We start from the raw sequence: 24,962 nt of genomic DNA, 5'->3' as shown, positions 1-24,962 counted from the left end.
GGCGATAAGTGATCGAGGGGCGGTGTGCGGCGGCGCACCGCCCCTCCACTTATTCCGGCTTTACCAAAAACTGACCGGGTGGTCTATCTCACCACCCGTCAACCCCGTATTACGGTCGCGTAGGTCACATCGCACGATGCAGGATAAGTGCTTGTGGCAGACGATTCGAGAAACAACCAGCAGCACACCATCGGGTCGTACGCGGCGATTGGCGACAGTTTCACCGAGGGCGTCGGCGACCCCGGCCCCGACGGGACCTATCTCGGCTGGGCGGACCGCTTCGCGGTGCTCCTCGCCGACCGGCTCCCGGCCCCCGAGGGGACGACCGGCCCCGAGGGCTCCCCGCACGGGGACTTCCGCTACGCCAATCTCGCCGTACGAGGACGTCTCCTCGACCAGATCGTCGAGGAGCAGATCCCGCGCGCCAAGGAACTGGCCCCCGACCTGGTCAGCTTCTGCGCGGGCGGCAACGACATCATCCGTCCCGGCACCGACCCCGACGACCTCGCCGAACGCTTCGAGCGGGCGGTCGCCGACCTGAGCAACGCCGTCGGCACGGTCATGGTCACCACCGGCTTCGACACCCGGGGCGTTCCGGTGCTGCGCCACATGCGCGGCAAGATCGCCACGTACAACGTCCATCTGCGGGCCATCGCCGACCGTTACCACTGCCCCGTGCTGGACCTGTGGTCGCTGCGTTCCGTGCAGGACCGGCGCGCGTGGGACAACGACCGGCTGCACCTGTCGCCCGAGGGCCACACCCGCGTGGCGCTGCGCGCCGCCCAGGTCCTCGGCCACGAGGTGCCCGCCGACCCCGACCAGCCCTGGCCGCCGCAGGCCCAGCGCAGCCCCTTCGACGCACGGCGCGACAACATCCAGTGGGCCCGCGAATACCTCGTGCCCTGGATCGGCCGACGGCTGCGCGGAGAGTCCTCCGGCGACCACGTCGAGGCGAAGCGCCCGGACCTCCTGCCGCTGTAGCCGTCGAGCCGGGTCAGGGCTCCAGCAGGGGAAGCGCACGCCGGGACGGGCCCGGCACCACGAGCCCGTCCGGCGGCGTGCCTCCGCCCGGGGGGTGCCCTGCCGGTATCCGCTCCAGGACACCGCCCGCGAACACGTCGTACAGCGGCAGCGACTCCAGATGCACATAGCCGATGTGACAGTCGCACACGGCGAGGGGACAGACCCGCGGGCCGAGCGCCCGGCGGTAGCTGCCGTCGTAGAGATTGCCCAGCTCCGCCTTGACGAAGTGACAGCGCCGCACCGTGCCGTCCCCGTCCACCGAGATCACCGACTCGCCCGTCCGGCAGGGCAGCCCCGCCGAACGGTGCGGATCACGGCTGAAGGGGAACAGCGGATCCAGCTCCGTCCACCGCGCCGCCTCCTCGTCGGTGTAGGTGTGCCCCTCGGCGGCGTTCACCCAGAGATAGACCTCCTCCGGCAGCGCCGCCCGCAGCCGCCGGGCCTCCTCCAGATGGGCGTCGAAGCCCACCACTCCCACGCTGTAGCGGATCCCCTTCGCGGACAGCTCTCGGCACTTGCCCAGGAACCGTTCGTACGGTGTCTGCTCCGGGTGGTACGTGCACCAGAGCGCGATCCGCTCCGGATCGGCGTCGGCCAGCCAGTCGGTGCGGCCGCTCAGGTTCGTCTGGATCGCCACGCGCCCGATGTGCGGCAGTCGGGAGAGATCGGTCAGTGCCCGCCGGTACCAGGAGCGCACCAGGCCCTCGCCCCACGGGGTGAACAGCACGGACAGCCGGTCGCCGGTCCGCTCCGCGGCCCAGCCGGTGAACCGCTCCAGCGCCTCCCGGTCCGCCGTGAGCTGCGCGCGGCTGTCCCGTCGCTTGGCGAACGGGCAGTACGGACAGTCGTAGTCGCACGAGGCGAGCGGGCCCCGGTAGAGAATCGTCAGGTCCATGGCCCCGTCACTTCCGCTCGTACGCGGCCATCGCGGCCCGCACCCCGGGGGAGAACAGCGCGGGACCCAGCGCGTCGGAGTGGGCGAGGCCCGACGGGGACAGCCTCAGCAGACCGTCCGGCGCCGACGCGTCCAGCCAGCCACGGGCCGCGAACCCCGCCAGCTCGGCCGGGAAGTCCGCGCCCGGATCCGTGCCGAACCGTGCCCGGTACTCCGCCACCGGCAGCCCCGCCGCCTGGAGCAGCGACTGCAGCAGATGCCGCCGTCGCGCCTCGTCCGCGTCGACGTACCGGCCGACCTCGGCCCGCGAGAAATCCTCGGCGGCGGTGAACCGGTCGATGATCGACCGGATCTCCCGCATGTCCACCGCGTAGTCGAAGGAGTAGTGCAGGGCCGCCGTGTACGAACGGGCACCGCAGCCGAGGCCGATCATGCCGTCGGTCTGGCAGGCGTAGTCCTCGGGACCCTCCTGCTCCCGCGGTCCGTCGGACCGCCGGAACATCCGCATCGACACCTGCTCGTAGCCGTGCGCCAGCAGATGATCCCGCCCCACCGCGTACAGCCGCAGCCGCCGCTCGTCCCAGGCGGTCTGCTCCAGGGCCTCCGCCTCGGCGCCGGTGGCCGCGCCCAGGCGGTGCAGACCCGTGAGCGGGCGGACGTACAGCGGATAGAGATACAGCTCCTCCGGCCGCCAGGCCAGCGCCGCGTCCAGCGAGGAGAGCCAGCTGCGCTCGGTCTGCCCGTCGATGCCGTAGATCAGGTCGATGTTCAGCACCGGTATCCGGGCCTCGCGGATCCGGCCGAGCGCCGCCTCGACATCGGCGCGGCGCTGCGGACGGACGGCCGCCCGCGCCTCCTCGTCCACGAAACTCTGCACACCGATGCTGATCCGCGTCGTGCCCCGGTCGGCCAGCACCGCCAGCCGGTCCGCCGTCGCCGTGGACGGGGAGGTCTCCACCGACAGCGGCACCGAGCGCAGGTCGGCGCCCATCCGCTTCTCCGCTATGTCGCAGAGCCGCTCCAGCTCGCCCGCGGTCAGGAACGTCGGCGTGCCGCCCCCGAACGCCGTCGCGGCGAACCGCACCGGCCCCTCGTCGCCCAGCGCGTCCCGCACGGCGACGGCCTGCCGCTCCAACGCGTCCAGATAGCGCGTCGTCAGCTCCTCGGGCGCGCCGATCCGGGTGAAGAGGTTGCAGAAGCCGCAGCGGACCTCGCAGAACGGTATGTGGAGGTAGAGGGAGAGTGCGTCCTTGGGCTCCGCCGCCCAGAGCGACCGCAGCGACGGGCGGTCCTCCAGCGGCCGGTAGGCCGTCTTGTGCGGATAGGCGTAGACGTAACTCTCGTACGGCCGGATGGCGGTGGCCGCTTCGGCGGCGACGGTGGTGGTGGTCATCGGGCGGCCCCCGGGGCGAGCGGTGCGGGTGGTTCGAGGAAGAAGTGGGCGTACGGGACGGTCCAGACGGCCGGGTGGCCGAGCCGGTGACCGGTGTAGCCGTCGTCGCCGTAAGCCGTGCCGTGGTCCGAACAGACGATGGCGAAGCACCGGCGACGGCTGCTCGCCGCGGCGAAGAGCCGGCCGATGTGCCGGTCCACGTACTCCAGGGCCGCCGCGTGCGTGGCCCGGGAGTCCCCCGCCTCACGGGTCGCCCCGGGCAGATGGAACCAGTTCGGCTGATGCAGGGCGGACACGTTGACGAAGAGGAACAGCCGCTGCTCCCGGGGGAGCGCCGCGACGACCTGCTCCGCCCGGGCGACCTGTTCCTCGAACGAGGTGGGCGAGGCGACGCCGAAGCCCGGTTCCCAGTGGCTCTCCTGGAACATCCCGGGCAGCACCGATCCGAGCGGCCCCTGCCGGTTGAAGAAGCCGACCCCGCCGACGCACACCGTGCGGTAACCCTCGGCGGCCAGCCCCGACACCAGATCGGGCGTGTCGAACACGAACGTGCCGTCCGCCGTCGTCTCGCTGCCCGCGAACCGCGCCGCGAACAACCGGGGATGCGGTCCCGGGGAGGCGGGCGTCGGCAGGAACCCGGCGAACATCGCCTGGTGCGAGGCGTAGGTGAAGCTGCCCGGGGCGTGCCGCTCCTCCCAACCGCCCCCGGGCAGATGCCGGGCGAGGTTGGGGAGCCGCCCGGCCGCCGCCAGCTCGACGGCGACGTCGTGGCGCAGGGTGTCCAGGGTGACCAGCAGCAGATCGTGGCTGCCCACGACCTCGCCCATGTCGGGCCGGCCACCACCGACGGGCAGCGGGGACACGTCGGGGTCAGGAAGGGGTGACGGCACGGTGGTTCCTTGCTCGGTCCAGTACGGCGGCGACCTGTGCCGCATAGGTGTTCAGGCCCTCGGCGCCGCTGCCCGGCAGACCGGTCAGTCCGGGCAGCAGATCGCCGAAGGCGTTGACCTCGCAGACGGCGAAGCGCCGCCAGCCGGCGGTGGGCAGGAGGTCGACACCCACGCAGGGCGTCCCGGGGAAGCAGGCCGCCGCCCGCTCGCACATCGCCAGCGCCTCACGCCAGCAGCCGCCGGCCGCCGCCACGGCGGCCCGGACCTCGTCGAGGTCGCCGCGCGCCCCGCCCAGATGCAGATTGGTCATGGGGCTCGTGCTCGTCCGCACCACGGCGTGCGTCGCCCGGCCGCCGACCACCACGATCCGCAGATCCGCGGCCCGACCCCGCTGGGACGCCTTCGGCAGCCAGCGCTCGATGTGCAGCCCGTCCGGGGCCAGCGCGTCCACGACGGCGCCGACCTCCGCCTCCGAGGTGTAGCGCCGCACCCGCAGCGAGTTGAACAGCCGACCCGACGCGTCCCGCTCCACGGAGGTGCTCGCCCGGACCCGGCCGGGACCTGCCGTCTCCACCGCCAGCACCCCGGAGGCGGAGGAGCCGTGCGCGAGCTTCACGAACGCCCGGGGCATCCGGTGCTCGCGCAGCAACTCCCGTACGTCGGACCAGTCGCGCACCGGGGCCGCCCCCGGGCCGGACGTCGGCGAGGCGGGCACGGGGACCCCCGCGCGATCGAGAACCCCGTGGCACAGCCGCTTGTCGAAGAGCACGGCGATGTCACCGGGGGAGCCCAGCACCTCCGCGCCGGCGGCCGAGGCCACGCCCGCCACCGCGTCCACCGCCGCCGTGAAGCGCGCGTACCACCGGGCCGAACCCTCCACCCGGGTCGGGTCGTCGACCCCCCGAAGCAGCCGCTCCACTTCGGCGTCCTCACCTGGCGAATCGATCCGTACGCTCTCGCCCGCCGCGAACACCGCCTCGCCGCGCAGCACCCGGAGCCAGGGAACCACCCGGGCCGGTGGCAGCCCGGCCAAGCGCACGGCCTCCTCGAAGAAGGCGACCCGGCGGTTGTCCGGATTGCCGACGACCGCGAAGCGCGGCACCGGGCCGTCCCCGCCGCTACTCGCTGACCGCGACATAGCGTTCCGGTTCGTAGTCCTCGTCGTCCGGGTCCCCGTAGTCCTCCTCGGCCTCGCCGGCCTCGACGACGGCCGGGGCACACGCGGTCCTGACGCGGTCCAGCACCGGCTCGGTGAGGTAGTGGTGGCGCAGGTCGAGCGCGGCCAGGTGGTTCAGGGGCTGCCCGTGGAGCAGGGCCTCGCCGCCCGTGTCGCTCAGGGTGCCCATCGACAGCGCCAGCGTCTCCAACTGGGCGACGACGGGCGCGGAACCCACCGCGGCGGCGATCTCGTCCTGGATCTCGCTGTTCTGCAGTCCCAGGTGGCGCAGTCGGGGGAACACGCCCCCCGCCAGGACCGGCCGGACGTCGTCGACGGTGGCGTCGCCGCCGTACCACGAACTGCCGAACCACAGGTCCAGCCGCTCCAGCGCGGGCAGTTGGCTCGCGGAGACCGCCCGCACCACCTCGCCCGGCAGGCCGCCGGACTCGAAGCGCAGCGACTTCAGCGACGCATGGCGCACGGGGCGCAGCCCCAGCCCCTCCCGGCCGCAGCCACGCACGGCGAACTCCTCCAGCAGCGGCAGCGCTTCGAGCACCGGGGTGATGTCGCACATCTGCAACCAGGACACATGGCACTCCTCATCCGCGACGTCGGCGAGGAAGAGCCCGCGCAGCCCGGGGAAGCGGTCCGCGTGGGCGACGATCAGCTCCATCACCGGGGCGAACGGCGTATGGCCGTCATGCCACCAGGGGCCGACGACGAGCGCCCGGACCCGGGCCGTGTCCACCGTGTCCAGGAACTCCTGCCACCAGCCGGCGAAGTCCCTGTCCTCGCCGTAGTCGCCCTCCAGCCGCCAGGCCACGGTTTCGGCGGCGGGCAGGAACCCGGACGACGGCGCCGGGGTGTGGACCGGCAGCCCGTGGAAGCGGTCGAGGTGCTCGATGCCGATGTACGTCATGGCGCCCTACTCCGAGACGGCGGTGTAGCGGCCCTCGGCGCCCCGGTCGCCCCAGGGCTCGCACTTCTCGGAGAGATCGACGCGCACGCCGTGCGGCTCCAGGGCGGAACGGACCCGCTCCGCCATCGCATCGGTGAGGAAGTGGTGGTGGAGATCGAGGAGTTCCAGGTGGGTCAGCGGCTGCCCTTCGAGGAGGGCGGCCGCGCCTTCGTCGCCCAGCGTCCCGTTCGACAGGTCGAGCACGCGCAGTTGGGCGACGACCGGAGCCGAGGCGATGGCCGAAGCGATCTCGTTCTCGATCTCGCTGTTGCGCACTCCCAGGTGGATCAGCCGGGGGAAGCGAGTGCCGGCGAGCAGCGGAGCGAGATCGGTGAGGTCGGTGTCGCCCTCGTAGGCGGACACACCGAGCCAGAGGTCCAGCCGCTCCAGCGCGGGCAGTTCGCTGTCCAGCACACCCCGCACCACCTCGGCGGGAAGGCCGCCCGCCTGGACGGTCAGCGACCGCAGCGAATCGTGCTTGGCCGGCGGGAACACCAGCTCGGAGCCGCCGCGCACGCCGAACTCCGTCAGCGCGGGGAAGGCGGCCAGCAGCACGGTCACATCCGACTGCTGGATCCAGGTGATCTCGGCCTCCTCCGCCTCCAGATCCCCGACGAACACCGCCTCCAGCGAGGTCAGCCGGTCGGCGGCGGCGATCACCAGGCCGATCGGCACGGAGGAGGTCTCCTCGTACGCCTCGCCCCACTGGCCGATGACCAGGGCCCGGACGCCGGCCGGGTCGACCTTGTCCAGGAAGTCGGCGAACTCCTCCTCCCAGGGCCGGTCGTCGTCGTACGGGTCGACGGAGACGCGCCAGGCCACGGCGTGCGCGGCGGGCCGGGGGCCCCCGTCGGACGTGTGCTGGAAGTCGACGACCGGAAGGCCGCCGAACTCGTGCAGATGCTGCGCACCGTACATGGCCCTGAACTCCTGATCCTGGGGACTGCTGATGTCTGCAAGGTTTATCAAGCCGCACTGACAACGCCGCGACCGGGACCCGGCCAGGGCCGTCGCGCCGGCCCGTTGTCAGACCCTGCCCGTAGCGTTTTTCCCATGGTCGGCACAGCGGGTGCCGCGACCGAGGGGAGACGTCTGTGTACCGGCAGGGCGATGTACTGATCATGGAGTTGGAGGAGTCGGCGGTGCCCGCCCCCTTCCTGGAGGCCCCGGGGGAACTGCGCGACGGGCGGGGGCGGCTGGTGCTCGCGCTGGGAGAGGTCACCGGACACGCGCACGCCGTGCAGGGCCCCGGCCGGCTGATCCGGGAAGCGGGTCAGTTCGGCCCGATGCTGCTCCATCTCCCCGAGGGAGGGCGGGTGGTGCACGAGGAGCACGCGGTGATCCCGCTCCCCAAGGGCTGGTTCCGCGTCGTGCGGCAGCGGGAGTACGCACCCGGCGCGATCCGTGTCGTGGCGGACTGACCGCTCCGCCATGCCGGAGCGAGCACAGCTTTCCAGAACGAGCACAGCAGGGGACGGGGACAACCGATGCAGAACGTGAATTCCTGGCGGAGCGTGGCGGCGGCGACCGGCCGGGCGGACCGGGCGGCGGCCGAGGCCGGTGTGCGGCGTGCCTATCGCACCGCGGGCCTGGCCGAGCCGGACCGGATCATCTGGGCCGCATCACCGCGGGCCGCCGTCGAAACGGTGGAGAAGCTGGCCGACGCCGGACGGTCGGTGCGCGAGGAGGTCCGCACCCGCCCATGGGCCGAGGAACGCCGCCGGATGTACGACGAGCTGGGCCCGGCGGGCTGGTCGGCGCTCTGGTCCGCCACCGGGGCCCAGCTGTGGGAGACCACGGCCGCACTCGCCGAGCGGATACGGACCGGTGTCGTCGCGGACCTGGCGCCGCGGCCCGCGGACGAGGGCGCCGTGCGGCTGGTGCTCCTGGACGCCGTGCTCGGCCAGCACGACGCCGCCTGGCTCGCCGCCTTCGACGGGCGGGGCGACCGGCTGACGGGCCTCGCCGAGGTGGCCCGCAACGCCGGCTGGTGGTGGCCCTACGAACACGCCGCGGTCATCAGCGAGCGGCCCGACGTCCTCCACCGCGACGAGGCGGGCCGGCTCGACCACGGAGAGGGGCCGGCCCTCGCCTACGGAGACGGCTTCGCCCTCCACGCGTGGCGCGGCATGCCCGTTCCCGCCGCGTTCCTGGCCGAGCTGGCCTCCCTCACCCCCGAGCGGATCCGCGCCGAGGAGAACGCGGAGCTGCGCCGCGTGATGCTGGAGTACTACGGCTACGACCGGTATCTCACCGAGTCGGGCGCCGAACCGGTCCACCGCGACGAGACGGGCATCCTCTGGCGCATCTCCCTCGCGGGCGACGAGGACGTGGTGATGGTCGAGGTGGTCAACTCCACCCCCGAGCCGGACGGCACGTACCGCACCTACTGGCTGCGCGTGCCGCCCGCCACCCGGACCGCGAAGGACGGGGTCGCCTGGACGTTCGGACTGGACGGAGCGGCCTACGCACCGATGCGTCAGACCTGACCCGAGGAGCTGGTGCGCCAGGCGTTCGGGCGCGGCCGTCAGCCCGTCGCGGGAAGGATCCGTGCCGTGGGGTACGGCGCCCGGCGGACCGGTCAGCTCCGCCAGGCCGATGCCCACCAGCCCACGTGCGAGCGCCTTCGAGACCCCAAGGGGCCTGCGATCTGCCCGACCGCCGCGCGCAACAGCTCCTCACGCCGCTCCGCCACGTTCAACCGGACTCCAGCCACCGGGCCACCCTCGCCCCCTGCCCCATACGCCAGGTCAGCGACGGTGGGACGGCGTCCGGCGGAGGCATCGGCGGACGCGGCGCACCGGAATCCTCCGGACGGCCCGGACGTTGCATCCTGCATGACGCGAATCGAACCGGCACAGGAAGCACTGCTCCGCCTCTTCGGTGAGCACGACGGCGGAGTCCTGGTCACTCTGAAACAGGACGGACGCCCCCAGCTGTCCAACGTCAATCACGCCTTCTCTCCCGAGGAGCGGGTGGTCCGGGTCTCGATCACCGAGGACCGCGCCAAGACCCGTAACCTGCGGCGCGACCCCCGGGCGAGCTACCACGTCACCAGTGACGACCGCTGGGCCTGGACCGTCGCCGACGGGACCGCCGAACTGACCTCACCCGCCGCGGCGCCCGACGACGCCACGGTGGAGGCGCTGATCACGCTCTACCGGGACGTCAGGGGCGAGCACCCCGACTGGGACGACTACCGGCGGGCCATGGTCGAGGACCGCAGGGTGCTGCTCACCCTGCGCATCGACCATGTTTACGGGCAACCGCGTGGCTGACGTCGCCGCCGGCCGGGCCGGTTGCCCCGTTCAGCATCTTCTGGGCTCGCCCTGTCGTACAGGCCGACCATAATGAGACGACACCGACTCCCCCAGGAGATGTTGTGACCGGCGCTGACTACCTGCTTCCGTTCCGCACGAAACTGCGCTCGATGCGCACCGAGTCCTTCGGGGCCGATCCGGCCGGAGCGCGGATGGAGCGCATCCGCCGCTCGCCCCATTTCGTCGACGGAGTGTTCCAGAACCCGGTGGGGGCGCGGACCAGGCCCTCCGGGTCCACCGTCGAGTTCGCCAAGATCTACTTCCACAAGGAGCAGCGGGCCCGCAGGACGCCGACGGGCACCGTGCCCGTCCACGCCACGACCCTCGCCGATCTGGCCGTACCCCCCGCCACCGGGCTCCGGCTGACCTGGATGGGCCATTCCAGCGTGCTGGCGGAGATCGACGGGCGGCGGATCCTGTTCGACCCGGTCTGGGGTGAGCGCTGTTCCCCGTTCCCCTTCGCCGGGCCCAAGCGCCTGCACCCCACTCCGCTGTCGCTGGCCGCGCTCGGACCCGTCGACGTGGTCGTCATCTCCCACGACCACTACGACCACCTCGACCTGCCGACGATCCGCGCACTGGCCCGCACCGACACGGTCTTCGCCGTGCCCCTCGGGGTCGGAGCCCATCTGGAGCGCTGGGGCGTTCCCACGAGCCGGATGCGCGAGCTCGACTGGAACGAGACCGCGACCGTGTCCGGAATCGGCCTCACCGCCACTCCCGCACGCCACTTCTGCGGCCGCGGGCTGCGCAACCAGCAGCACACGCTCTGGGCGTCGTGGGCCGTCACGGGTCCCGAACACCGGATCTACCACAGCGGGGACACCGGCTACTTCCCCGGCTTCCGGGACATCGGGGCCGAGCACGGGCCCTTCGACGCCACCATGATCCAGATCGGCGCGTACTCGGAGTACTGGCCGGACATCCACATGACCCCCGCCGAAGGCATGCGCGCCCACCTGGACCTCCAGGGCGGTCGCCCGCACGGCGTACTGCTGCCGATCCACTGGGGCACCTTCAATCTGGCCCCGCACGCCTGGGGGGAGCCGGGCGAGTGGACGAAGGACGCCGGCGAGGAGGCCGGGCAGGCGGTGGCGTTCCCCCGGCCGGGCGAGCCGTTCGAGCCGGCGGGGAAGCTGCCGACCGAGCCGTGGTGGCGTGCGGTGTCCCAGCCGATCGCGACCCCGTGGCGGCGTCCGAAGGTGACGGATGCGCCACCGGTGCATCGGGAGGAGGTCGACCTTGCGGGTGAGCGGTGATGAAGGACGAGGGTGATCTTGAACAGCTCCCACAGCTGTTGAGTGATCTGCCGCGCGAACAGAGGGCCGGTCCATGGGCGGCTGTGGACGCGCCCTCCCGAGGCGGACGGCCGACTGTGCGCGACAGTGTGAGCCGCTGCCCTCCGCGCAGGGGACAGCGCGGATCTCGGTGAGAACCCGCACGCTCTGATGCGTCTGTGCCGCGGCTGGGGCGCGGGGCGCGTGATGGTTTACGAGTTCTCAGTGAACAGGGTGTCCGCTGTCCGGTGCGACTCCTCCAGCGCACCGAACCTCAACAAGAGCTCTGGCAGAGCCGACTCGTCGCATGTTCGCATCATCGGCCGGACATGATGCCGGGCATGAAGTGGGAGACGAAACGGAAGCTGGTGTGGGGCGGTTGTGTGGCTGCGGCCGCAATCTTCATAGCGGCCCTCGTCTGGGGACCCTGGCTCCTCGAAGGCCACCACGTCCGAGACAGCAAGCTCGCACCATCGGCCGGAATCATCATCACCGGATTCCGTACCATGCTCGTCGCCCTCGCCGCCGGCGCCATCGCCGGGCTGGGGCTCTACTACACCCACCGCAATCACAAGCATGCGGAAATGCTCTATGCCCACAGCCAAGAACAGTTCGCCCATGCCCGGAGCACGGACAGGGAGCAGGCCGACCTGGTCCGCGAGGGACAGGTGACCGGCAGATACGTCGAGGCCGGCAAACTGCTGGCGTCAGAGAAGCCGACCGAGCGCCTCTGTGGCATCTATGCGTTCGAGCGCATCATGCGGGACAGTGCAAAGGACCATCAGGCCGTTGTCGAAGTCCTGGCAGCGTTCATAAGGCAAGGTGCGCAGGAGGAGCGGCCTGACGACCACGGAGTTGACAGCTCACGGCCGGAGAGAGCCTCCGAAGACGTCATCGCGGCCTTCACGGTCCTCGGACGACGCCCAGATCGCACCGAGGCTTTCCGAACTGACCTGAAGATCACCGACCTGCGAGGAGCACACCTGACTGGCGCGAACCTTCATCGCGCCAACCTGGAAGGTGCTCGCATGCAGTCCGTCGTGCTGAAGGAGGCCAACCTCCACAGAGCAAGCATCGCGGGAGCCAATCTTGAACGGGCGGACCTCAGGGCGGCGAACCTGCATGGTGCCGATGCCGTGGCAGCGAACGTTGGGCACGCTGACCTGCGGGGAGCGAACCTGCACGGTGCCCTGCTCCAAGCAGTCAATCTTGAAGGTGCAGATCTTCGTGAAGCAAACCTCTACGATGCGGTTCTGAGTCGTGCGGATCTGCTGGACGCGGACCTGCGTGGCGCGTCCTTCGCAGGAACCCACATGTCCCAGGTCAGGCACGTGACGGCCGAACAGCTAGTGCTTGCGAATCTCTCCAGCTCGACTGTCCTTCCCGAGTATGTGGCTGCAGACGCCCGAGTCCAAGATCGAATCCGAGAGTGCGAAGAGGAGCGGCGGGGCGGAAACTGAGTCATCTCGGCCGGAGGTCTCATGCGTACATCCTGAGGAGTGGCCGGGAGCGTGGCCCCCCCCGGCACGGACGCCGTCCGCCGCGACGAGGGCCGTCGGCACGTTGACATCAACCGCCCGCCTCCGATGCAGAACGCGGCTCGGGGCAGGCCGGCCCTCCCTGCGCCGAACTGCTCCCGTAACCCGTCGGGGCGGATGGCCCTTCGTGGCTCGCTGGCAGGTCTGTTTGGGATCATGCCCCTATGGACTTCGACCTCGCACCACCGACCGGCGTCGGCCCGTTGCGCATCGGTATGACTCGACACGCGGCCAGTACGGCGCTGGACTCGCTCAGGGATCTTTCTGAGATCTCGGAGTCCGATCGGCCGGGGCAGCACGTCTTTCGTCCCAGTGGGCTGATGATCAGCATCCACTGCGTGCGCGACATGCTTGAAGCCACCGAGTTGGGAAGGCCGTCGTCCCGGACGGACCGCGTCCTGCTCCAGGGTGTGGACGTATTCGCGCTTCCGGCCCGCGAGGTTGTCCGGCGCGTGGGGAAGTACACCTCGGTCGTGGAAGATCCTGACGACGATGCTTCCTTCATTGCCCCGGACCTGCTGGTGAGCTTCTGGCGTCCGTTCGCAGCCGATGATGAGCCGGAGGAAGAGCAGGGCCACTACTTCAGCTCGGTCCTGCTGGCTCGGCCCGGCTATGACGACACCCCTGCTCAAGCTGCTGAGCGGGAGCAGTTTTTCCAGCCTGAGCAGTAACTCGCGCACGATCTACGACACGGCTACGAAGCGCGAGTCGGCGCGTCACTGCTCGTCCAGGGAGGACTGCCGAGCAAGGAACTCCTCGAACGCCGCACTCTGTTTCGGATCCATGAAGCCTTGGCGGACATGGCGGGCCTTCTCCTGGAGCCAGTGAGCCTCGTCGGGGTCCAATAGCTCGGCGACCACCACGCCTTCGCGAGCAACCGCCGTACGCCCTCCTGCACGACGACGAAAGAGCGTGAACGCGCCGAACTCCTTGGGATGGGCCAGTTCCGGCTCCTCCGCCGCAGGCTGGTCCTCGTCCTCAGCTCCACTCGTAGGGTACGCGGTGGGGGCCCAGTGCTCCCAGAGCGCCAGCGTGGCCGCGGGCACCAGCACCGCGCGTTCCGGCTGTTCACGCCCTTGCCACATGAACGTGACAGAGACGGGTTCGCCGACCGCTTCGGCCAATCCGAGCACCCTCTCCATCTCATCGTTGATCGGGTAACCGGCCACTACATCGATCTGTATGCCCATGGAGCCTGAGGCTACTGGTCACCTCTGACATGCCAGGCCCGCAGCTCCCGCGGCTCGTCGACGACGGCCCACCACATGTGCTGCCCGAAACCGGAAGTCCCACCGACCGAGCGCCTGCCCGCAGTGATACGGCGATGGAGAGCCCATCCTGGGCGAGGCCGGTGGCGGAGGTGAATGCCGCTGAACCCGATCGTTGCGACTCGCCCGCGGCGGGTCTGGGACCGGCCCCGGGCCGGACCGAAATTCGTTTGCCCTGGCCGCGGGGCTGCTGCACGGTGGCCGGACATCACGAGTCGTGGTGCCCGGCGTTTCGAGGAGGCAGCGGCGGCAATGGAGATTCGCCCCACGACCAATGAGGACTTTGACGTCTTCGTCGACACGGTCCATGCGGCGTTCGGGCGGTTTCCGGAGACCCCGGTCGAGGGCGGCGGGTTGTGGTGGTCGGCGCTCGAAAGGGAGCGCTGCGTGCTGGCCTTGACGCCGGACGGGCTGCCCGTCGGCACCGCGGCCGCGCATTCCTTCGAGCTCACGCTGCCCGGTGAAACCCTCGTACCGGCCTCCGGGGTGACCGCCGTCGGCGTGCTGCCCTCGCACCGGCGCCAGGGCGTGCTCAGCGCGATGATGCGGCATCAGCTCGCCGAATTGCGGACCCGCGGGGAGCTCCTTTCCGTGCTGCTGGCCTCCGAGGCCCAGATCTACGGCAGGTTCGGTTACGGACCGGCGACCTATACGGCACGGCTGGCGGTGCCGCGCCACAAGGCCGCCCTCGCCGCTCCCCGGGCGCGCGGAACGGCCGACGTTCCGTCGACCGGCTCGGACAACGACTCGGTCGAGGTGCTGCGTCGTGCCGAGTGCGGAGAGATTCTGGAAGAGGTCTACGACCGGTATCGCCGCGCCCAGCCCGGCGCGCTGTCCCGGCCGCACCGCTGGTGGGCCTTGCGCGCGGGCCGGCCCCCGGTATCGCCGGCGCCGCGCTACGTCGCCGTCCACCGGGACGCCGACGGCGTCCCGGATGGATATGCCAGCTACTCGGTCGAGTCCGACACCCTGACAGTCGACGAGACCATCGTCACCGACGACGCCGTCTTCACGGCACTGGCCCGGTTCGTACTCGGACACGACCTGGTCTCCCGGATCGTGTTCAAGCACGTCCCGCCCGAGCACCCGTTGCGCTGGCAGTTCGCGGACTTACGCGCCGGCGAGGTGAGCGGCGACACCGACTGGCTCTGGGTGCGGCTGCCGGACGTCCCGCGTGCACTGGCCGCGCGCGGCTGGTTCACCGACGGCGAGCTCGTCCTCGACATCGACGACCCGTTCCTCGGCGAACACGACCGCTACCTGCTGACCATCCGGGACGGAAAGGCCGACTGTGTCCCCACGGACCGGGAGCCCGACCTGTCCCTGGACGTGCGCGACCTGGGCTCGGTCTACCTCGGCGGCACCGCCCCGAGCACGCTCGTGCGTGCCGGACACATCAAGGCTCACCGACCGGGCGCGGCCACCGTTGCTGACGCCCTCTTCCGCGCCGAGCGCTCCCCGCACTGCCTGCACTGGTTCTGACCACGCACACGCCGACCCTGATCCGAGCACTGAAATCCCCGTGCCGCATCAAGCAACGTTTGCCCTGCGACGGCGGCACGCGGGCGCCGTCGTCGGGATGGGCTTCCGCCAGATGATGAAGCGACGGATCAGACTGCCCCGCTTCCTTGTGACCGACGTGGTCGGTGCCATCGAGGGTGAAGCAGCGAAGGGCCCGTGAACCGGTGGCAGGTCTCGGTGACACGGGCGAGGACGATGCCCCCGACCTTCGACTTCGACCGGGCGACCGGAGCAACGACCACGTGCTGCCGACTGAGTGGCAGCGGGACCATCGAGGAGCCGCTGGGCCGGAACTCCACTGTGGCCCGTCGGCGACCCTGCCACGGCATTCCCTGCTTCCTTGATCACGACTACTACCTGGTCCGCGATGGACAGTCGGATGCGGGGCGGACTGCTGCGAGCTGACAACATGGCCACATGGATGCAGTGGATCCGGGCGGGTTCGGTGTGCGCCGCGCGAGTGAGTCGGAGGCGGACACGCTGATCGGAATCGACGCGATTGCGGTCGAAGGCAACGACGAACGGCAGGCGAGCATCCGAAGGTGGTGTCGGCAGGGACTGGCGGTCGTAGCGGAGGATGCGTCCGGCCCGCTCGGCTATTGCGTGGTTGAGTACACGTTTTTCGAACAGGGCTTCGTGACGATGCTGATGGTCACTCCCTCCGCCCGCGGCAGAGGCGTCGGTCATCGGTTGCTGAACGCCGCGGCAGCCTCATGCACCACCCCGAAGCTCTTCACCTCGACGAACGTGTCCAACCAGCCGATGCAGCGGCTGCTCCAACGAAACGGATGGAGCCCGGTCGGCCTTCTCCACGGCCTCGATGAGGGCGACCCCGAGCTGTTCTACCTCTGCCGGCAGCACACCAGGACGATGCACCCGTGACCTGTTGCGCTCCCCAGCGAGTGCCGTCGAGGTCGGAGAGCCGGTCGGCCTCGGCCCCGCACCGGCGGCGCGGAGCGGTCCCGGCCTGGCCGGGGAGCGCCGGCCACGCGCGGTGCGGACGTCTCCGTCCGCGCCGCTGGTGGCTGAGGGCCGCCGCCGGCTCGTCCCGCGGCGGCGCCGTCTTGGTCAGGCGAGCCGGGAAGAGGCGTACGCCTCGATGGCGGCCCGCTGATATGCGGCCAGTCCCGGGGCGATCGCCTCGTACGCGGCGCGCCACTGCTCGTTGTCCACGCAGGAGCGCCCGATCGCACGGAACTCGTCGGCGGACACCGGGTGCAGTGCCGTGAGTGCCCGGTACTGACCTTCGATCTCGGTCTGTACGGGCTCGGCGTCTGCCGGGGAGTCGGCGGCCATGTGCTCGGCCAGCCGGATCATCAGCGCCGTGCGCTCGCGCTGCCCGGCCTCGGTCTCCTCCGGGGTCATGGTGGCGGCCCGTCGGCCGGCCTCCTCGGCGAGGCCGGGAAAGTCGCGCAGGTTCTCCTCGTACCGGGAGGGCTGAACGCCCTCGAACAGGTTCTCCGGCCGGTTGATGGCGGTCATGGCGGTACCGTCCTTTCTGGACTGTTCCAGCTCGGCGATCGTGCGGGCGACGGTCGCGGCCAGGCTGTCCAGCCGGTCCCGTTCGGTGAGCAGCCGTCGATGGTGTCCGCGCAGGGCCTCCACCGTGTCCACCTGGTCGGCGAGGACCCTGCCGATCTCCGGCAGTCCGACGTCCAACGCCCGCAGCACGAGGATCTGCTGCAGCAGCAGAAGCTGGTGCTCCTCGTAGTAGCGGTGGCCGTTGGAGCCGATCCTGGCCGGTGGCAGCAGACCGATCTCGTCGTAGTGCCGCAGGGTCCGGGCGGTCACCCCCGACATCCGGGCGACCTCGGAGATCGGCCAGTCCATCGCCACTTCCTCACTCCCTCACGAGCGCCTCACGGGGCCGGTTCCTCCGGCCCTGGTCATGACCGTAGAAGCTGCCGCTGCGGCAACTGCAAGCCCGCGTCCGCACCGGTCGGAAGACCGGCTCGCCGGGGCGTGGCGGCCGGTTTCAGCACCGGCCCTCCTCGACGGTGACGGAGAGGCTCACTGTGATGTTCTCCAGCGCCGACTCGGGCTCCGGCGGCGACACGCTCAGACAGAACGTGGCGTCGACGTCCTTCGCCGTGACCTCGAACCGGTCGACGGACGGGTCCGCGTCCTCGTCGTAGGGGTCGTTCGCGTCGTCGACGTACACGATGCCGCCGGTCGAAGGGGCTTCGCCGCTCTCCTCCAGCGCGTCGCGGATCAGACGGTCGTAACCGCCGGTCCAGGTGCTGAAGGTGTGCCGCTCCGACTCCAGGTCCCGGACGGCCGTGTGCACGGCGTCGCGCAGCTCGCCCTCGCTCCACGAAGAACTCGCGTGGAGGTAGTACATGCCCCCGGCGGCGAACAGCAGGGATCCGATGATGAGGGCGACCCCGACCGGATGGTTCGGGTTGTAGACGTATCGATTTGTCCCCCAGTTCGAGCGGACGAATATCGGTTCGTCGTCATGGTCCTTGCTCATGTACGGGAGCGTAGAGCCTCCGTTTGGATCATGCCCGGTTCGTCGCCGACGAGCTACGGCCCTCCGGACGGCCGTGGCGTTTTCGGCATGCACCCGACACCGCCCGCGACGCAACGATCGGCGGCCGGTGAGCGTCTCATCGGGTGTGATGGATCTTCCCGAGACCACGAACCCCGTCGACACCCAGGACGAGCACGAGGACGAGCGCGTGCGGTCCGGCCCGCTCCGGCGTCATGCGCTGTGGGCGGCGCTCGTCACCGCCGCCGGAGTGACGCTGGGGTGGCTGGGCGCCCTGTTCCGCATAGGCCCGGAGGAGTACGGCCTGCCGCCCGCCGCTCCGGGAGCGCTCTGGCCCTATCTGCTCGCCTGGGCCGTGATCGGTCTGGTGCTGGGCGCCATCCTGCGGTTCGTGGCGGCCAGGGTGCCGGTCTACTCCCCGTCGGAGGTCCTCCTCGGCACCGTCATGATCGGCACCCGGCTGTCTCTGGGCTGGCGGCCGGAGCCCCTCGAAGTCACGGGCCTCGCCGCGGCCGCGCTGCTCCCGGTGGCCGTCTGGTGCGCCGTGGCCCTGCGTGGAGCGGCCGTCGTACGACGGTCCCAGGACGCTCCCGGCGTCTCCTAGAGTCCTGCGTGCCGGACCGCGGGGTGTCTCGCGGCGGCCGCGAGACACCCCGTACGACACGCCGCACACTCCGGCGCCGGTGACGGGAGACACGCCGACGCGCGGGGCACACTGGGGCAGCCCCCGAATCCCCGTACGAAGGAGCGCGCAGTGGCACTGACCCGTGAAGAGCGCGAGCAGTTCCTCGCCGAACCCCATGTCGCCGCCCTGGCCGTCGCGTCGCGGAACAGCGACCGGGCCCCGCTCAGCGTTCCCATCTGGTACCAGTACGTGCCGGGCGGCGACGTGCGCATCCTCACCGGCCGCACCTCCCGCAAGGCCGAACTGATCGACGCGGCGGGCCGGTTCACGCTCCTGGTCGACCGGTTGGAGCCGACGATCCGCTACGTCTCCGTCGAGGGGCCCGTCGTCGACACCCGCCCCGCCACGCGCGCGGACCTGGAGGAGATGTCGGCGCGCTACCTCGCGGCCGAGAAGGTCGCCGGTTACGTGGACTTCGCCTGGGAGAACCACGGCGAGCAGGTGATGATCACCCTGCGCCCCGAGCGCTGGGTCAGCTCGGACCTCGGCCAGGTCTGAGTCTCGGCCGTGCGGCCCGCGCGGCAGGTTCTCCCGTCGGCCTCGCCCGGACGCACCTTCGGTACCGACTCGCGTTCGACGGAGACGATTTCACAAGGCGTGCCCGCCGGCTACTTGCAGCACCTGTCCGGTGATCCACCGCGCCTGGTGGGAGGCGAGGAACACGACGGCGTCGGCGATGTCCTCCGGCTCGCCCACCCGCCCCAGGGGGATGGCCTGCCGGGCCCCGTCGATCAGCGCCGCGTCCATCCAGCCGGTCTGTACGGGCCCGGGGGCCACGGCGTTGACCCTGATCCCTGAGCGTCCGAGGTCGAGCGCGGCAGCCCTGGTGAACGCCTCCAGTGCCGCTTTGGACGTGCCGTAGCCGATCTGCCCGGGGAAGGCGCGTGCGGCATCGGTGGAGATGTTCACCACGCAGGGCGACCGGTCGGCGCGGGCACGGTGGGCGAGCGCGGACGTGAGCAGCGCCGGAGCGGCGACATTGACCCGGTAGTGGCGCTCCAGACCGGACGCGGTCAACGCGTCGACGGTGTCCGGACTCTCGCAGTGGGCGGCGTTGTTGACCAGCACGTCAACGGGCCCGAGCCGGCCTTCGACCTCGTCGAACAGGCGATCCGCGGCATCCGGGGCGGAAAGGTCGGCAGCGACGGTGATGGCGTCGCCCAGCTCCCGTACGAGATCCACCGCCTCCTCGGCCGGCGGAACCGCATGCTCCCAGCGCATTCCCGGAGGAGGTGCCTGCTCCGGGACGTAGTGGTGCACGGCCACGCGGGCGCCCTCGGCGGCGAAGGCACGACTGATCGCTCGGCCGATTCCCCCACTCCCCCCGGTCACGAGCACGATGTGTTCGGCGAGACGTGTATCGATCATTCCTCAAGCGTCGGGGACGCGTCGGCCCCCACGCAAGCCGTTGCGAACCCGACGCGTCCAAGCGCTACGCCCGGCCGCTGACGGGGCCGGGCGACGACGCCGCGTGAGGCTTTCCAGGGCCGCCGAAAACAAGTCGTCTGTCCCCGGGGGGCGTTGATAGGAAGGGGCAATGGAAGCCGATGCGCTGGATCCCCTGGACCGTCTGATCGCCGAGCGAGCCTGTGAGCGACTGGTCGTCGAGTTCGTCCGCACACTCGATCTGGGTGAACCCGGCGACGTGGCAGAGCTGTTCACCCTCGACGGGGTCTGGGAATGGGCCGAGGGGGGCCGGCGGATCGAGGGCCGGGACGCTCTGCGTGGCTACTTCGGCGGACGCCCCGCCGACCGGCTCTCCCGCCGCCTGTGCACCAACATCCTGGTGAACCTGACGTCCGCGACGTCGGCGAGCGCGAGTACGTACTTCACGACGTACCGCGTGGACGGTCATGCCGGCGGCATGCTGCCGCCGCGCCTTCCCGTCCAGGTCGGACACTACGAGGACACCTTCCGAAAGGTCGACGGACGGTGGCTCCTCGCCGAGCGGGCCACGTTCCTCGACTTCGGAGGGCCGACCGAACGGCTGGAGCCGGCCGTCCCGGGCTGAGGCGGCCATCCGCCCGCGCCGCTCACCTGCCCGGTGCCCGGCAGGAGGCCTGCCGGGCACCGGGGACGTACGCGCACGAGGCGTTCCGAGGTCAGACCGCCGGGGCCGGGTACGTCGGGTACTCCACTCCGGAGACGTGCTGGACGACCCGGATGACCTGGCACGAGTAGCCGAACTCGTTGTCGTACCAGAGGTAGAGGATCGCGTTGTCGCCGTCCACCTTGGTGGCGCCTGCGTCGACGATCGAGGCGTGGCGCGAGCCGATGAAGTCGCTGGAGACCGCGTCGGGCGCGCTGATGAAGTCGATCTGACGCTTGAGCGGCGAGGCCAGCGACACGTTGCGGAGGTAGTCGAGGACCTCCTCACGGGTGGTCTCGCGCTCCAGCCGCAGGCTGAGGATCGCGATCGAGACGTCCGGCACCGGAACGCGGATGGAGCTGCCGGTGATCGGGGCGTCGAGGTCGGGCAGCGCCTTCGCCACGGCCGAGGCGGCACCGGTCTCGGTGATGACCATGTTGAGCGCCGCCGAACGGCCACGGCGGTCCGAGCTGTGGTAGTTGTCCAGCAGGTTCTGGTCGTTGGTGTACGAGTGGACGGTCTCCACGTGCCCGCGCAGCACGCCGTACTCGTCCGCCATCGCCTTCAGCGGCGGCACGATCGCGTTGGTCGTGCAGGACGCGCAGGACAGGATCCGCTCGTCCGGCTTGATCGTGTCGTGGTTGACGCCGTGCACGATGTTCGGGACGTCGCCCTTGCCCGGTGCGGTCAGCACGACCTTGGCGATGCCCGCCCGGAGGTGCTTGGAGAGGCCCTCGCGGTCGCGCCACCGGCCGGTGTTGTCGATCAGGATGGCGTCCTTGATGCCGTACGCCGTGTAGTCGACCGCCGTCGGGTCGTCGGAGTAGATCACCTGGATCTCGTTGCCGTTGGCGATGATCTTGCTGTTCGCCTCGTCGACGGTGATCGTGCCCTGGAACTGGCCGTGGATCGAGTCGCGTCGCAGCAGCGAGGCGCGCTTGACGATGTCCTGGCCGGAACCCTTGCGGACGACGATGGCCCGCAGGCGCAGGCCGTTGCCCGAGCCGGCCTTCTCGATGAGCAGGCGGGCCAGGAGCCGGCCGATACGGCCGAAGCCGTAGAGCACCACGTCACGCGAAGCGCGGCGCTCGATCTTGTTGTCGCCCGTCGCCCCGGCGACGGCCTCCGCGGTGAACTCCTCGACGGAGAGTCCGCGCCCGTCGGCCCGGTACGTCGCGGCCAGCATGCCTATGTCGATCTGGGAGGGGCCGAGATCGAGCGTCGTCAGAGCCTTCAGGAACGGCATCGTCTCGGTGACCGAGAGCTCCTCGCCCGCGATCTGCCGGGCGAAGCGGTGCGTCTTGAGGATGCTGACCACCGACTTGTTCACCAGGGAGCGGCTGTGCAGCAGGACATTGACGTCCTGCTCGCGGTGCAGCTTCCCGATGATCGGGATCATCGACTCCGCGATCTCCTCGCGGTGCATCCAGTTGGTGAACGAGTCGTCATTGACAGTCACAAGTTTATCTTTCGAGCTAGGCGGCGCTCATATGGTAACCGGCCGCGTCCTCGCCCCACCGGGTGGTCCCCTGCCTGCGGGTAAACCTCGCGCAGGCACCCGCCGGGCGGCCCCGGCGGGCCTGAAGTGTCCAGCATGTGGGCGGCCTGTCGACGTCTCGGGACGCATCGGGGTCAAGGCGGCGAAATCGGGCGCGCGTGCGAGGCGTCATACCAGAGTGGGACGGATGGCGGGCAAGTTCGACAACTGCCCGTCGCGCATACGTCATTGACGACTACCGTGTGTGCCCGGTGATCAACGGTGGGCTCATAACGTTCGGGCCTGCCCGACCGATGACCCGCGCCTGACCGACCACCGTAGGGGCCACCGCATGGACGCCGGCTCGACCGCCGATCCCCGGTGCCCCCTGTACCGAGGACGCTGATGTCTCAACTTCGCGCACCCGACGCGCGACCGGACCGCCGTGAAGGCGGGCGGCACGGCCGCCCCGGCACGCGCGCCCACTCGGCCACTACCAGGCCGCGCGCCGCAGGGCCTCCCCCCGACGCCCGCATACGGCCCCAGCTGCTGCGGACCGCACTGCTCCCCGCCATCGCCGCCGTGCTCAGCGGCGCCGCGGCCGTCATCTTCACCGTCCGTGCGGGCGCCGTCGACGCCTCGCCCAGCCTCTGGGCGGCGCTCGGCGGATCCGGCGCGCTCGCCGTCGCAGCCGTCGCGGCCGCCTACCTCGGCGCCAACCGCGTCGCGGGCCAGGTGCTCGACCGGGCCCTCGCGCTCCGGCGCGCCAGCGCCCAGGGCCAGGCCGAGCTGCAACGGGTGATGGAACAGCTGCGCAACGGGGAAGCCGTCGCCGCCCGGCCGCCCGCGCAGCCCCCCGCGCCCGGGGCCGACGCCTTCGACCTGCTCGGACAGGAGATGGCGCGGGCCCAGGAAGCCGCACTCGCCGCCGTCGTCCAGGCGTCCCAGCTCTTCAGCAGCACCGGCAACGACCAGAAGGTCGAGGTCTTCGTCAACCTCGCGCGACGGCTGCAATCCCTCGTCCACCGCGAGATCCAGATCCTCGACGAGCTGGAGCACGAGGTCGAGGACCCCGACCTCCTCAAGGGACTCTTCCACGTCGACCATCTCGCCACCCGGATCCGCCGCCACGCGGAGAACCTCGCCGTGCTCGGCGGGGCCGTCTCCCGGCGGCAGTGGAGCAACCCGGTCACCATGACCGAGGTGCTCCGCTCGGCCATCGCCGAGGTCGAGCAGTACCCCCGGGTCAAGCTGGTACCGCCGATGGAGGGCACCCTGCGCGGCCACGCCGTCGCCGACGTGATCCACCTGCTGGCCGAGCTGGTCGAGAACGCCACGGTGTTCTCCGCCCCGCACACCCAGGTCCTGCTGCGCGTCCAGCACGTCACGGCCGGCCTCGCCCTGGAGGTGGAGGACCGTGGTCTGGGAATGCCGGACCACGAGCAGAAGCGGATGAACGCCCTGCTCTCCGACCCCGACCAGGTCAACGTCGCCCACCTGCTCCAGGACGGCCGGATCGGGCTGTTCGTCGTCTCGGCCCTGGCCCGCCGCCACGGCATCGCCGTCCGCCTCCAGAGCAACATCTACGGCGGTACGCAGGCGGTGCTGGTCCTCCCGCAGTCGCTGCTCGGGAGCGACCCCGACGCCCCGCGGTCGCCCGACGCCGTGCCCGTGCCGCCCCCCGGCGCCGTGCACCGGCCGCCCGTCGAGGCCCAGACCCCCGCCGCCCCGCCGCAGAGCGGTACGGTCCGGCCTTCGCATTCGGCCCAGGCGTCCACGGACGGATCGCACCAGAGGCCCGGCCAAGGGCAGAACGGCAGCCCGCGGCCGGCGGCCGGCGATCACCCGCAAAACGGCCGCCCGCAACCGCCCGCGGGTGACGCACCGCCCCTCCCGCTGCGCGCCGAACGCGTCGACCGGCCCACGCCCCACGCCTCCCCGCCCGAGCACGAGGGCCGGCCCGCCCCGGCGGCCGCCCACGAACGCGACGACCGCCCGCCTCCGTCCCGATCCCGGCCCGAACTGCCCAAGCGGACGAACCAGGAATCTCTCGTCCCGCAGTTGCGCGAGGCACCCGCCCCCCGCGTCGAGGACGAACACGCCCTGCACGACCCGGGTCTCATGGCGGCCTTCCGGCGCGGCGTCGATCTCGCCGAGGCCCGGACCGCCCAGGAAGAGAGCCCCGACGGCGGATACGGGGGCCCCGGCGCCACGGGGACCGGGGGGCAGACCGCCCTCGACGCCCCGCTGGAGTCCCTCTCGCCCCTTCCCGTACGCGGAGCCACCGCCCCGCCCGACCTCCCTGGCCCGGCCGACGCGTCGCGGGCTGACCACGCACTGCCCGCGGCCGGCCCGCCCGTACCTGACGGCTACCCGCCCGACACGTACCCGCACGACAGCCCCGCGTACCGGCGCGACACCTACGCCGAGAGCGCCCACGACCGCGCCCCGGGCGAGCCCGGAGTGTTCGCGGCCGACCCCTTCCTGCCGGGCCGGGTCGTCCCGGAACCCCGAAAAGACGCCACCTTCAAGGAGCAGACACCATGACGACCGAAATGCCGTCCGGTCAGGTCTCGGACCTGGACTGGCTGCTGAGCGGACTGGTCCAACGCGTGGCCTACACACGCAGCGCGGTCCTGCTCTCCGCCGACGGGCTGGTGAAGTCCGTGCACGGCATGGACCCCGACAGTGCCGACCACATGGCGGCCCTGGCCGCCGGCCTCTACTCGCTGGGGCGCAGTGCCGGGGCCCGCTTCGGCGACAACGGGGACGTACGGCAGGTGGTCGTCGAGCTGGACTCCACCCTTCTGTTCGTCTCCACCGCCGGATCCGGCACCTGTCTCGCCGTCCTCTCGGGACGCGAGGCGGACGCCGCGGTGCTCGGCTACGAGATGGCGATGCTGGTCAAGAGTGTCCGCCCCTATCTGGCGACCCCGCCGCGGCAGCCGGCCGGGTCGCCGTTCACCCCGGGGCGCTGA

Annotated in this window: 25 protein-coding genes; 14 read left to right on the top strand and 11 right to left on the bottom strand. The window is 71.0% G+C overall.

Annotated elements, in window-relative coordinates:
• Positions 1–153: 153 nt before the first annotated feature.
• Complete coding sequence (locus AB0F29_RS01945) at positions 154–981, top strand: SGNH/GDSL hydrolase family protein (protein WP_361866725.1); 828 nt, start codon at positions 154–156, stop codon at positions 979–981.
• A gap of 13 nt (positions 982–994) precedes the next feature.
• Here the strand turns inward: AB0F29_RS01945 and AB0F29_RS01940 are convergent, their stop codons facing one another.
• The 6 genes from AB0F29_RS01940 to AB0F29_RS01915 are packed head-to-tail and all read right to left on the bottom strand — an operon-like array spanning position 995 to position 7,236.
• Entirely contained in the window at positions 995–1,918 is a 924-nt protein-coding gene (locus tag AB0F29_RS01940) for an STM4011 family radical SAM protein (RefSeq protein ID WP_361866723.1), read from the bottom strand.
• A 7-nt stretch (positions 1,919–1,925) separates the two neighbouring features.
• Positions 1,926–3,311: an STM4012 family radical SAM protein gene (locus AB0F29_RS01935; protein WP_361866721.1), complete on the bottom strand. Its 1,386-nt coding sequence runs from the start codon at positions 3,309–3,311 to the stop codon at positions 1,926–1,928.
• Positions 3,308–4,138: an STM4013/SEN3800 family hydrolase gene (locus AB0F29_RS01930; RefSeq protein WP_361867023.1), complete on the bottom strand. Its 831-nt coding sequence runs from the start codon at positions 4,136–4,138 to the stop codon at positions 3,308–3,310. Before AB0F29_RS01930 ends, AB0F29_RS01935 begins: the two co-directional genes overlap by 4 nt.
• A 43-nt stretch (positions 4,139–4,181) precedes the next feature.
• On the bottom strand, positions 4,182–5,339 hold the full coding sequence (locus AB0F29_RS01925) for an STM4014 family protein (RefSeq protein ID WP_361866719.1): 1,158 nt from the start codon (positions 5,337–5,339) through the stop codon (positions 4,182–4,184).
• A complete protein-coding gene (locus AB0F29_RS01920; protein ID WP_361866717.1) occupies positions 5,320–6,279 on the bottom strand; it encodes an STM4015 family protein in 960 nt (319 codons plus the stop codon). The genes AB0F29_RS01925 and AB0F29_RS01920 overlap by 20 nt, the downstream gene beginning before the upstream one ends.
• A 6-nt stretch (positions 6,280–6,285) precedes the next feature.
• Positions 6,286–7,236 carry an STM4015 family protein gene (locus tag AB0F29_RS01915; protein WP_361866715.1) on the bottom strand — a complete coding sequence of 317 codons (951 nt, stop codon included), beginning with the start codon at positions 7,234–7,236 and terminating at the stop codon, positions 6,286–6,288.
• A 176-nt stretch (positions 7,237–7,412) separates the two neighbouring features.
• Between AB0F29_RS01915 and AB0F29_RS01910 the strand changes: the two genes are divergently transcribed.
• From AB0F29_RS01910 to AB0F29_RS01885, 6 genes are all read left to right on the top strand, one after another.
• Positions 7,413–7,739 (top strand): hypothetical protein, encoded by a 327-nt coding sequence (locus tag AB0F29_RS01910; RefSeq protein ID WP_361866713.1) that lies wholly within the window; start codon positions 7,413–7,415, stop codon positions 7,737–7,739.
• A gap of 66 nt (positions 7,740–7,805) precedes the next feature.
• The gene (locus AB0F29_RS01905; protein ID WP_361866711.1) at positions 7,806–8,807 is read left to right on the top strand and encodes a DUF6745 domain-containing protein; all 1,002 of its coding nucleotides are present in this window, start codon (positions 7,806–7,808) and stop codon (positions 8,805–8,807) included.
• Between the two features lie 348 nt (positions 8,808–9,155).
• Entirely contained in the window at positions 9,156–9,596 is a 441-nt protein-coding gene (locus tag AB0F29_RS01900) for a PPOX class F420-dependent oxidoreductase (protein ID WP_361866709.1), read from the top strand.
• 104 nt (positions 9,597–9,700) lie between these two features.
• The gene (locus AB0F29_RS01895) at positions 9,701–10,897 is read left to right on the top strand and encodes an MBL fold metallo-hydrolase (protein WP_361866707.1); all 1,197 of its coding nucleotides are present in this window, start codon (positions 9,701–9,703) and stop codon (positions 10,895–10,897) included.
• Between the two features lie 359 nt (positions 10,898–11,256).
• Positions 11,257–12,375: a pentapeptide repeat-containing protein gene (locus tag AB0F29_RS01890; RefSeq protein ID WP_361866706.1), complete on the top strand. Its 1,119-nt coding sequence runs from the start codon at positions 11,257–11,259 to the stop codon at positions 12,373–12,375.
• 242 nt (positions 12,376–12,617) lie between these two features.
• On the top strand, positions 12,618–13,124 hold the full coding sequence (locus AB0F29_RS01885; protein ID WP_361866704.1) for a hypothetical protein: 507 nt from the start codon (positions 12,618–12,620) through the stop codon (positions 13,122–13,124).
• Between the two features lie 45 nt (positions 13,125–13,169).
• Here the strand turns inward: AB0F29_RS01885 and AB0F29_RS01880 are convergent, their stop codons facing one another.
• Positions 13,170–13,643 (bottom strand): hypothetical protein, encoded by a 474-nt coding sequence (locus AB0F29_RS01880; RefSeq protein WP_361866703.1) that lies wholly within the window; start codon positions 13,641–13,643, stop codon positions 13,170–13,172.
• A gap of 330 nt (positions 13,644–13,973) precedes the next feature.
• Here AB0F29_RS01880 and AB0F29_RS01875 point away from each other — a divergent pair, with 330 nt between their 5' ends.
• Both AB0F29_RS01875 and AB0F29_RS01870 read left to right on the top strand, forming a co-directional pair.
• Positions 13,974–15,203: a GNAT family N-acetyltransferase gene (locus AB0F29_RS01875; RefSeq protein ID WP_361866702.1), complete on the top strand. Its 1,230-nt coding sequence runs from the start codon at positions 13,974–13,976 to the stop codon at positions 15,201–15,203.
• 456 nt (positions 15,204–15,659) lie between these two features.
• On the top strand, positions 15,660–16,124 hold the full coding sequence (locus tag AB0F29_RS01870) for a GNAT family N-acetyltransferase (RefSeq protein WP_361866701.1): 465 nt from the start codon (positions 15,660–15,662) through the stop codon (positions 16,122–16,124).
• A 186-nt stretch (positions 16,125–16,310) separates the two neighbouring features.
• Here AB0F29_RS01870 and AB0F29_RS01865 read toward each other — a convergent pair whose 3' ends face one another.
• A complete protein-coding gene (locus AB0F29_RS01865) occupies positions 16,311–17,072 on the bottom strand; it encodes a MerR family transcriptional regulator (protein WP_361866700.1) in 762 nt (253 codons plus the stop codon).
• A 145-nt stretch (positions 17,073–17,217) separates the two neighbouring features.
• Complete coding sequence (locus AB0F29_RS01860) at positions 17,218–17,715, bottom strand: hypothetical protein (protein ID WP_361866698.1); 498 nt, start codon at positions 17,713–17,715, stop codon at positions 17,218–17,220.
• A gap of 148 nt (positions 17,716–17,863) precedes the next feature.
• Between AB0F29_RS01860 and AB0F29_RS01855 the strand changes: the two genes are divergently transcribed.
• Positions 17,864–18,337: a hypothetical protein gene (locus tag AB0F29_RS01855; protein ID WP_361866697.1), complete on the top strand. Its 474-nt coding sequence runs from the start codon at positions 17,864–17,866 to the stop codon at positions 18,335–18,337.
• A 150-nt stretch (positions 18,338–18,487) separates the two neighbouring features.
• Entirely contained in the window at positions 18,488–18,916 is a 429-nt protein-coding gene (locus AB0F29_RS01850) for a pyridoxamine 5'-phosphate oxidase family protein (protein ID WP_361866695.1), read from the top strand.
• 90 nt (positions 18,917–19,006) lie between these two features.
• On the opposite strand, the gene AB0F29_RS01845 is transcribed toward AB0F29_RS01850, so the two are convergent.
• Positions 19,007–19,786, bottom strand: a complete 780-nt coding sequence (locus AB0F29_RS01845) for an SDR family oxidoreductase (RefSeq protein WP_361866693.1) — start codon at positions 19,784–19,786, stop codon at positions 19,007–19,009.
• Between the two features lie 169 nt (positions 19,787–19,955).
• On the opposite strand from AB0F29_RS01845, the gene AB0F29_RS01840 reads away from it, so the two are divergent.
• The gene (locus tag AB0F29_RS01840) at positions 19,956–20,429 is read left to right on the top strand and encodes a nuclear transport factor 2 family protein (RefSeq protein ID WP_361866692.1); all 474 of its coding nucleotides are present in this window, start codon (positions 19,956–19,958) and stop codon (positions 20,427–20,429) included.
• Positions 20,430–20,520: 91 nt separating this feature from the next.
• On the opposite strand, the gene AB0F29_RS01835 is transcribed toward AB0F29_RS01840, so the two are convergent.
• The gene (locus AB0F29_RS01835) at positions 20,521–21,966 is read right to left on the bottom strand and encodes a glyceraldehyde-3-phosphate dehydrogenase (protein WP_361866691.1); all 1,446 of its coding nucleotides are present in this window, start codon (positions 21,964–21,966) and stop codon (positions 20,521–20,523) included.
• 423 nt (positions 21,967–22,389) lie between these two features.
• On the opposite strand from AB0F29_RS01835, the gene AB0F29_RS01830 reads away from it, so the two are divergent.
• Positions 22,390–24,531 carry an ATP-binding protein gene (locus tag AB0F29_RS01830; RefSeq protein ID WP_361866690.1) on the top strand — a complete coding sequence of 714 codons (2,142 nt, stop codon included), beginning with the start codon at positions 22,390–22,392 and terminating at the stop codon, positions 24,529–24,531.
• Positions 24,528–24,962, top strand: a complete 435-nt coding sequence (locus AB0F29_RS01825; RefSeq protein ID WP_361866688.1) for a roadblock/LC7 domain-containing protein — start codon at positions 24,528–24,530, stop codon at positions 24,960–24,962. The genes AB0F29_RS01830 and AB0F29_RS01825 overlap by 4 nt, the downstream gene beginning before the upstream one ends.

This window comes from Streptomyces sp. NPDC026589 (genome assembly GCF_040638385.1).
In the GTDB taxonomy this organism is placed as follows: Bacteria; Actinomycetota; Actinomycetes; order Streptomycetales; family Streptomycetaceae; genus Streptomyces.
The sequence above is the reverse complement of the archived record's forward strand: the minus strand, read 5'-3'. Positions and strand labels throughout refer to the sequence as shown.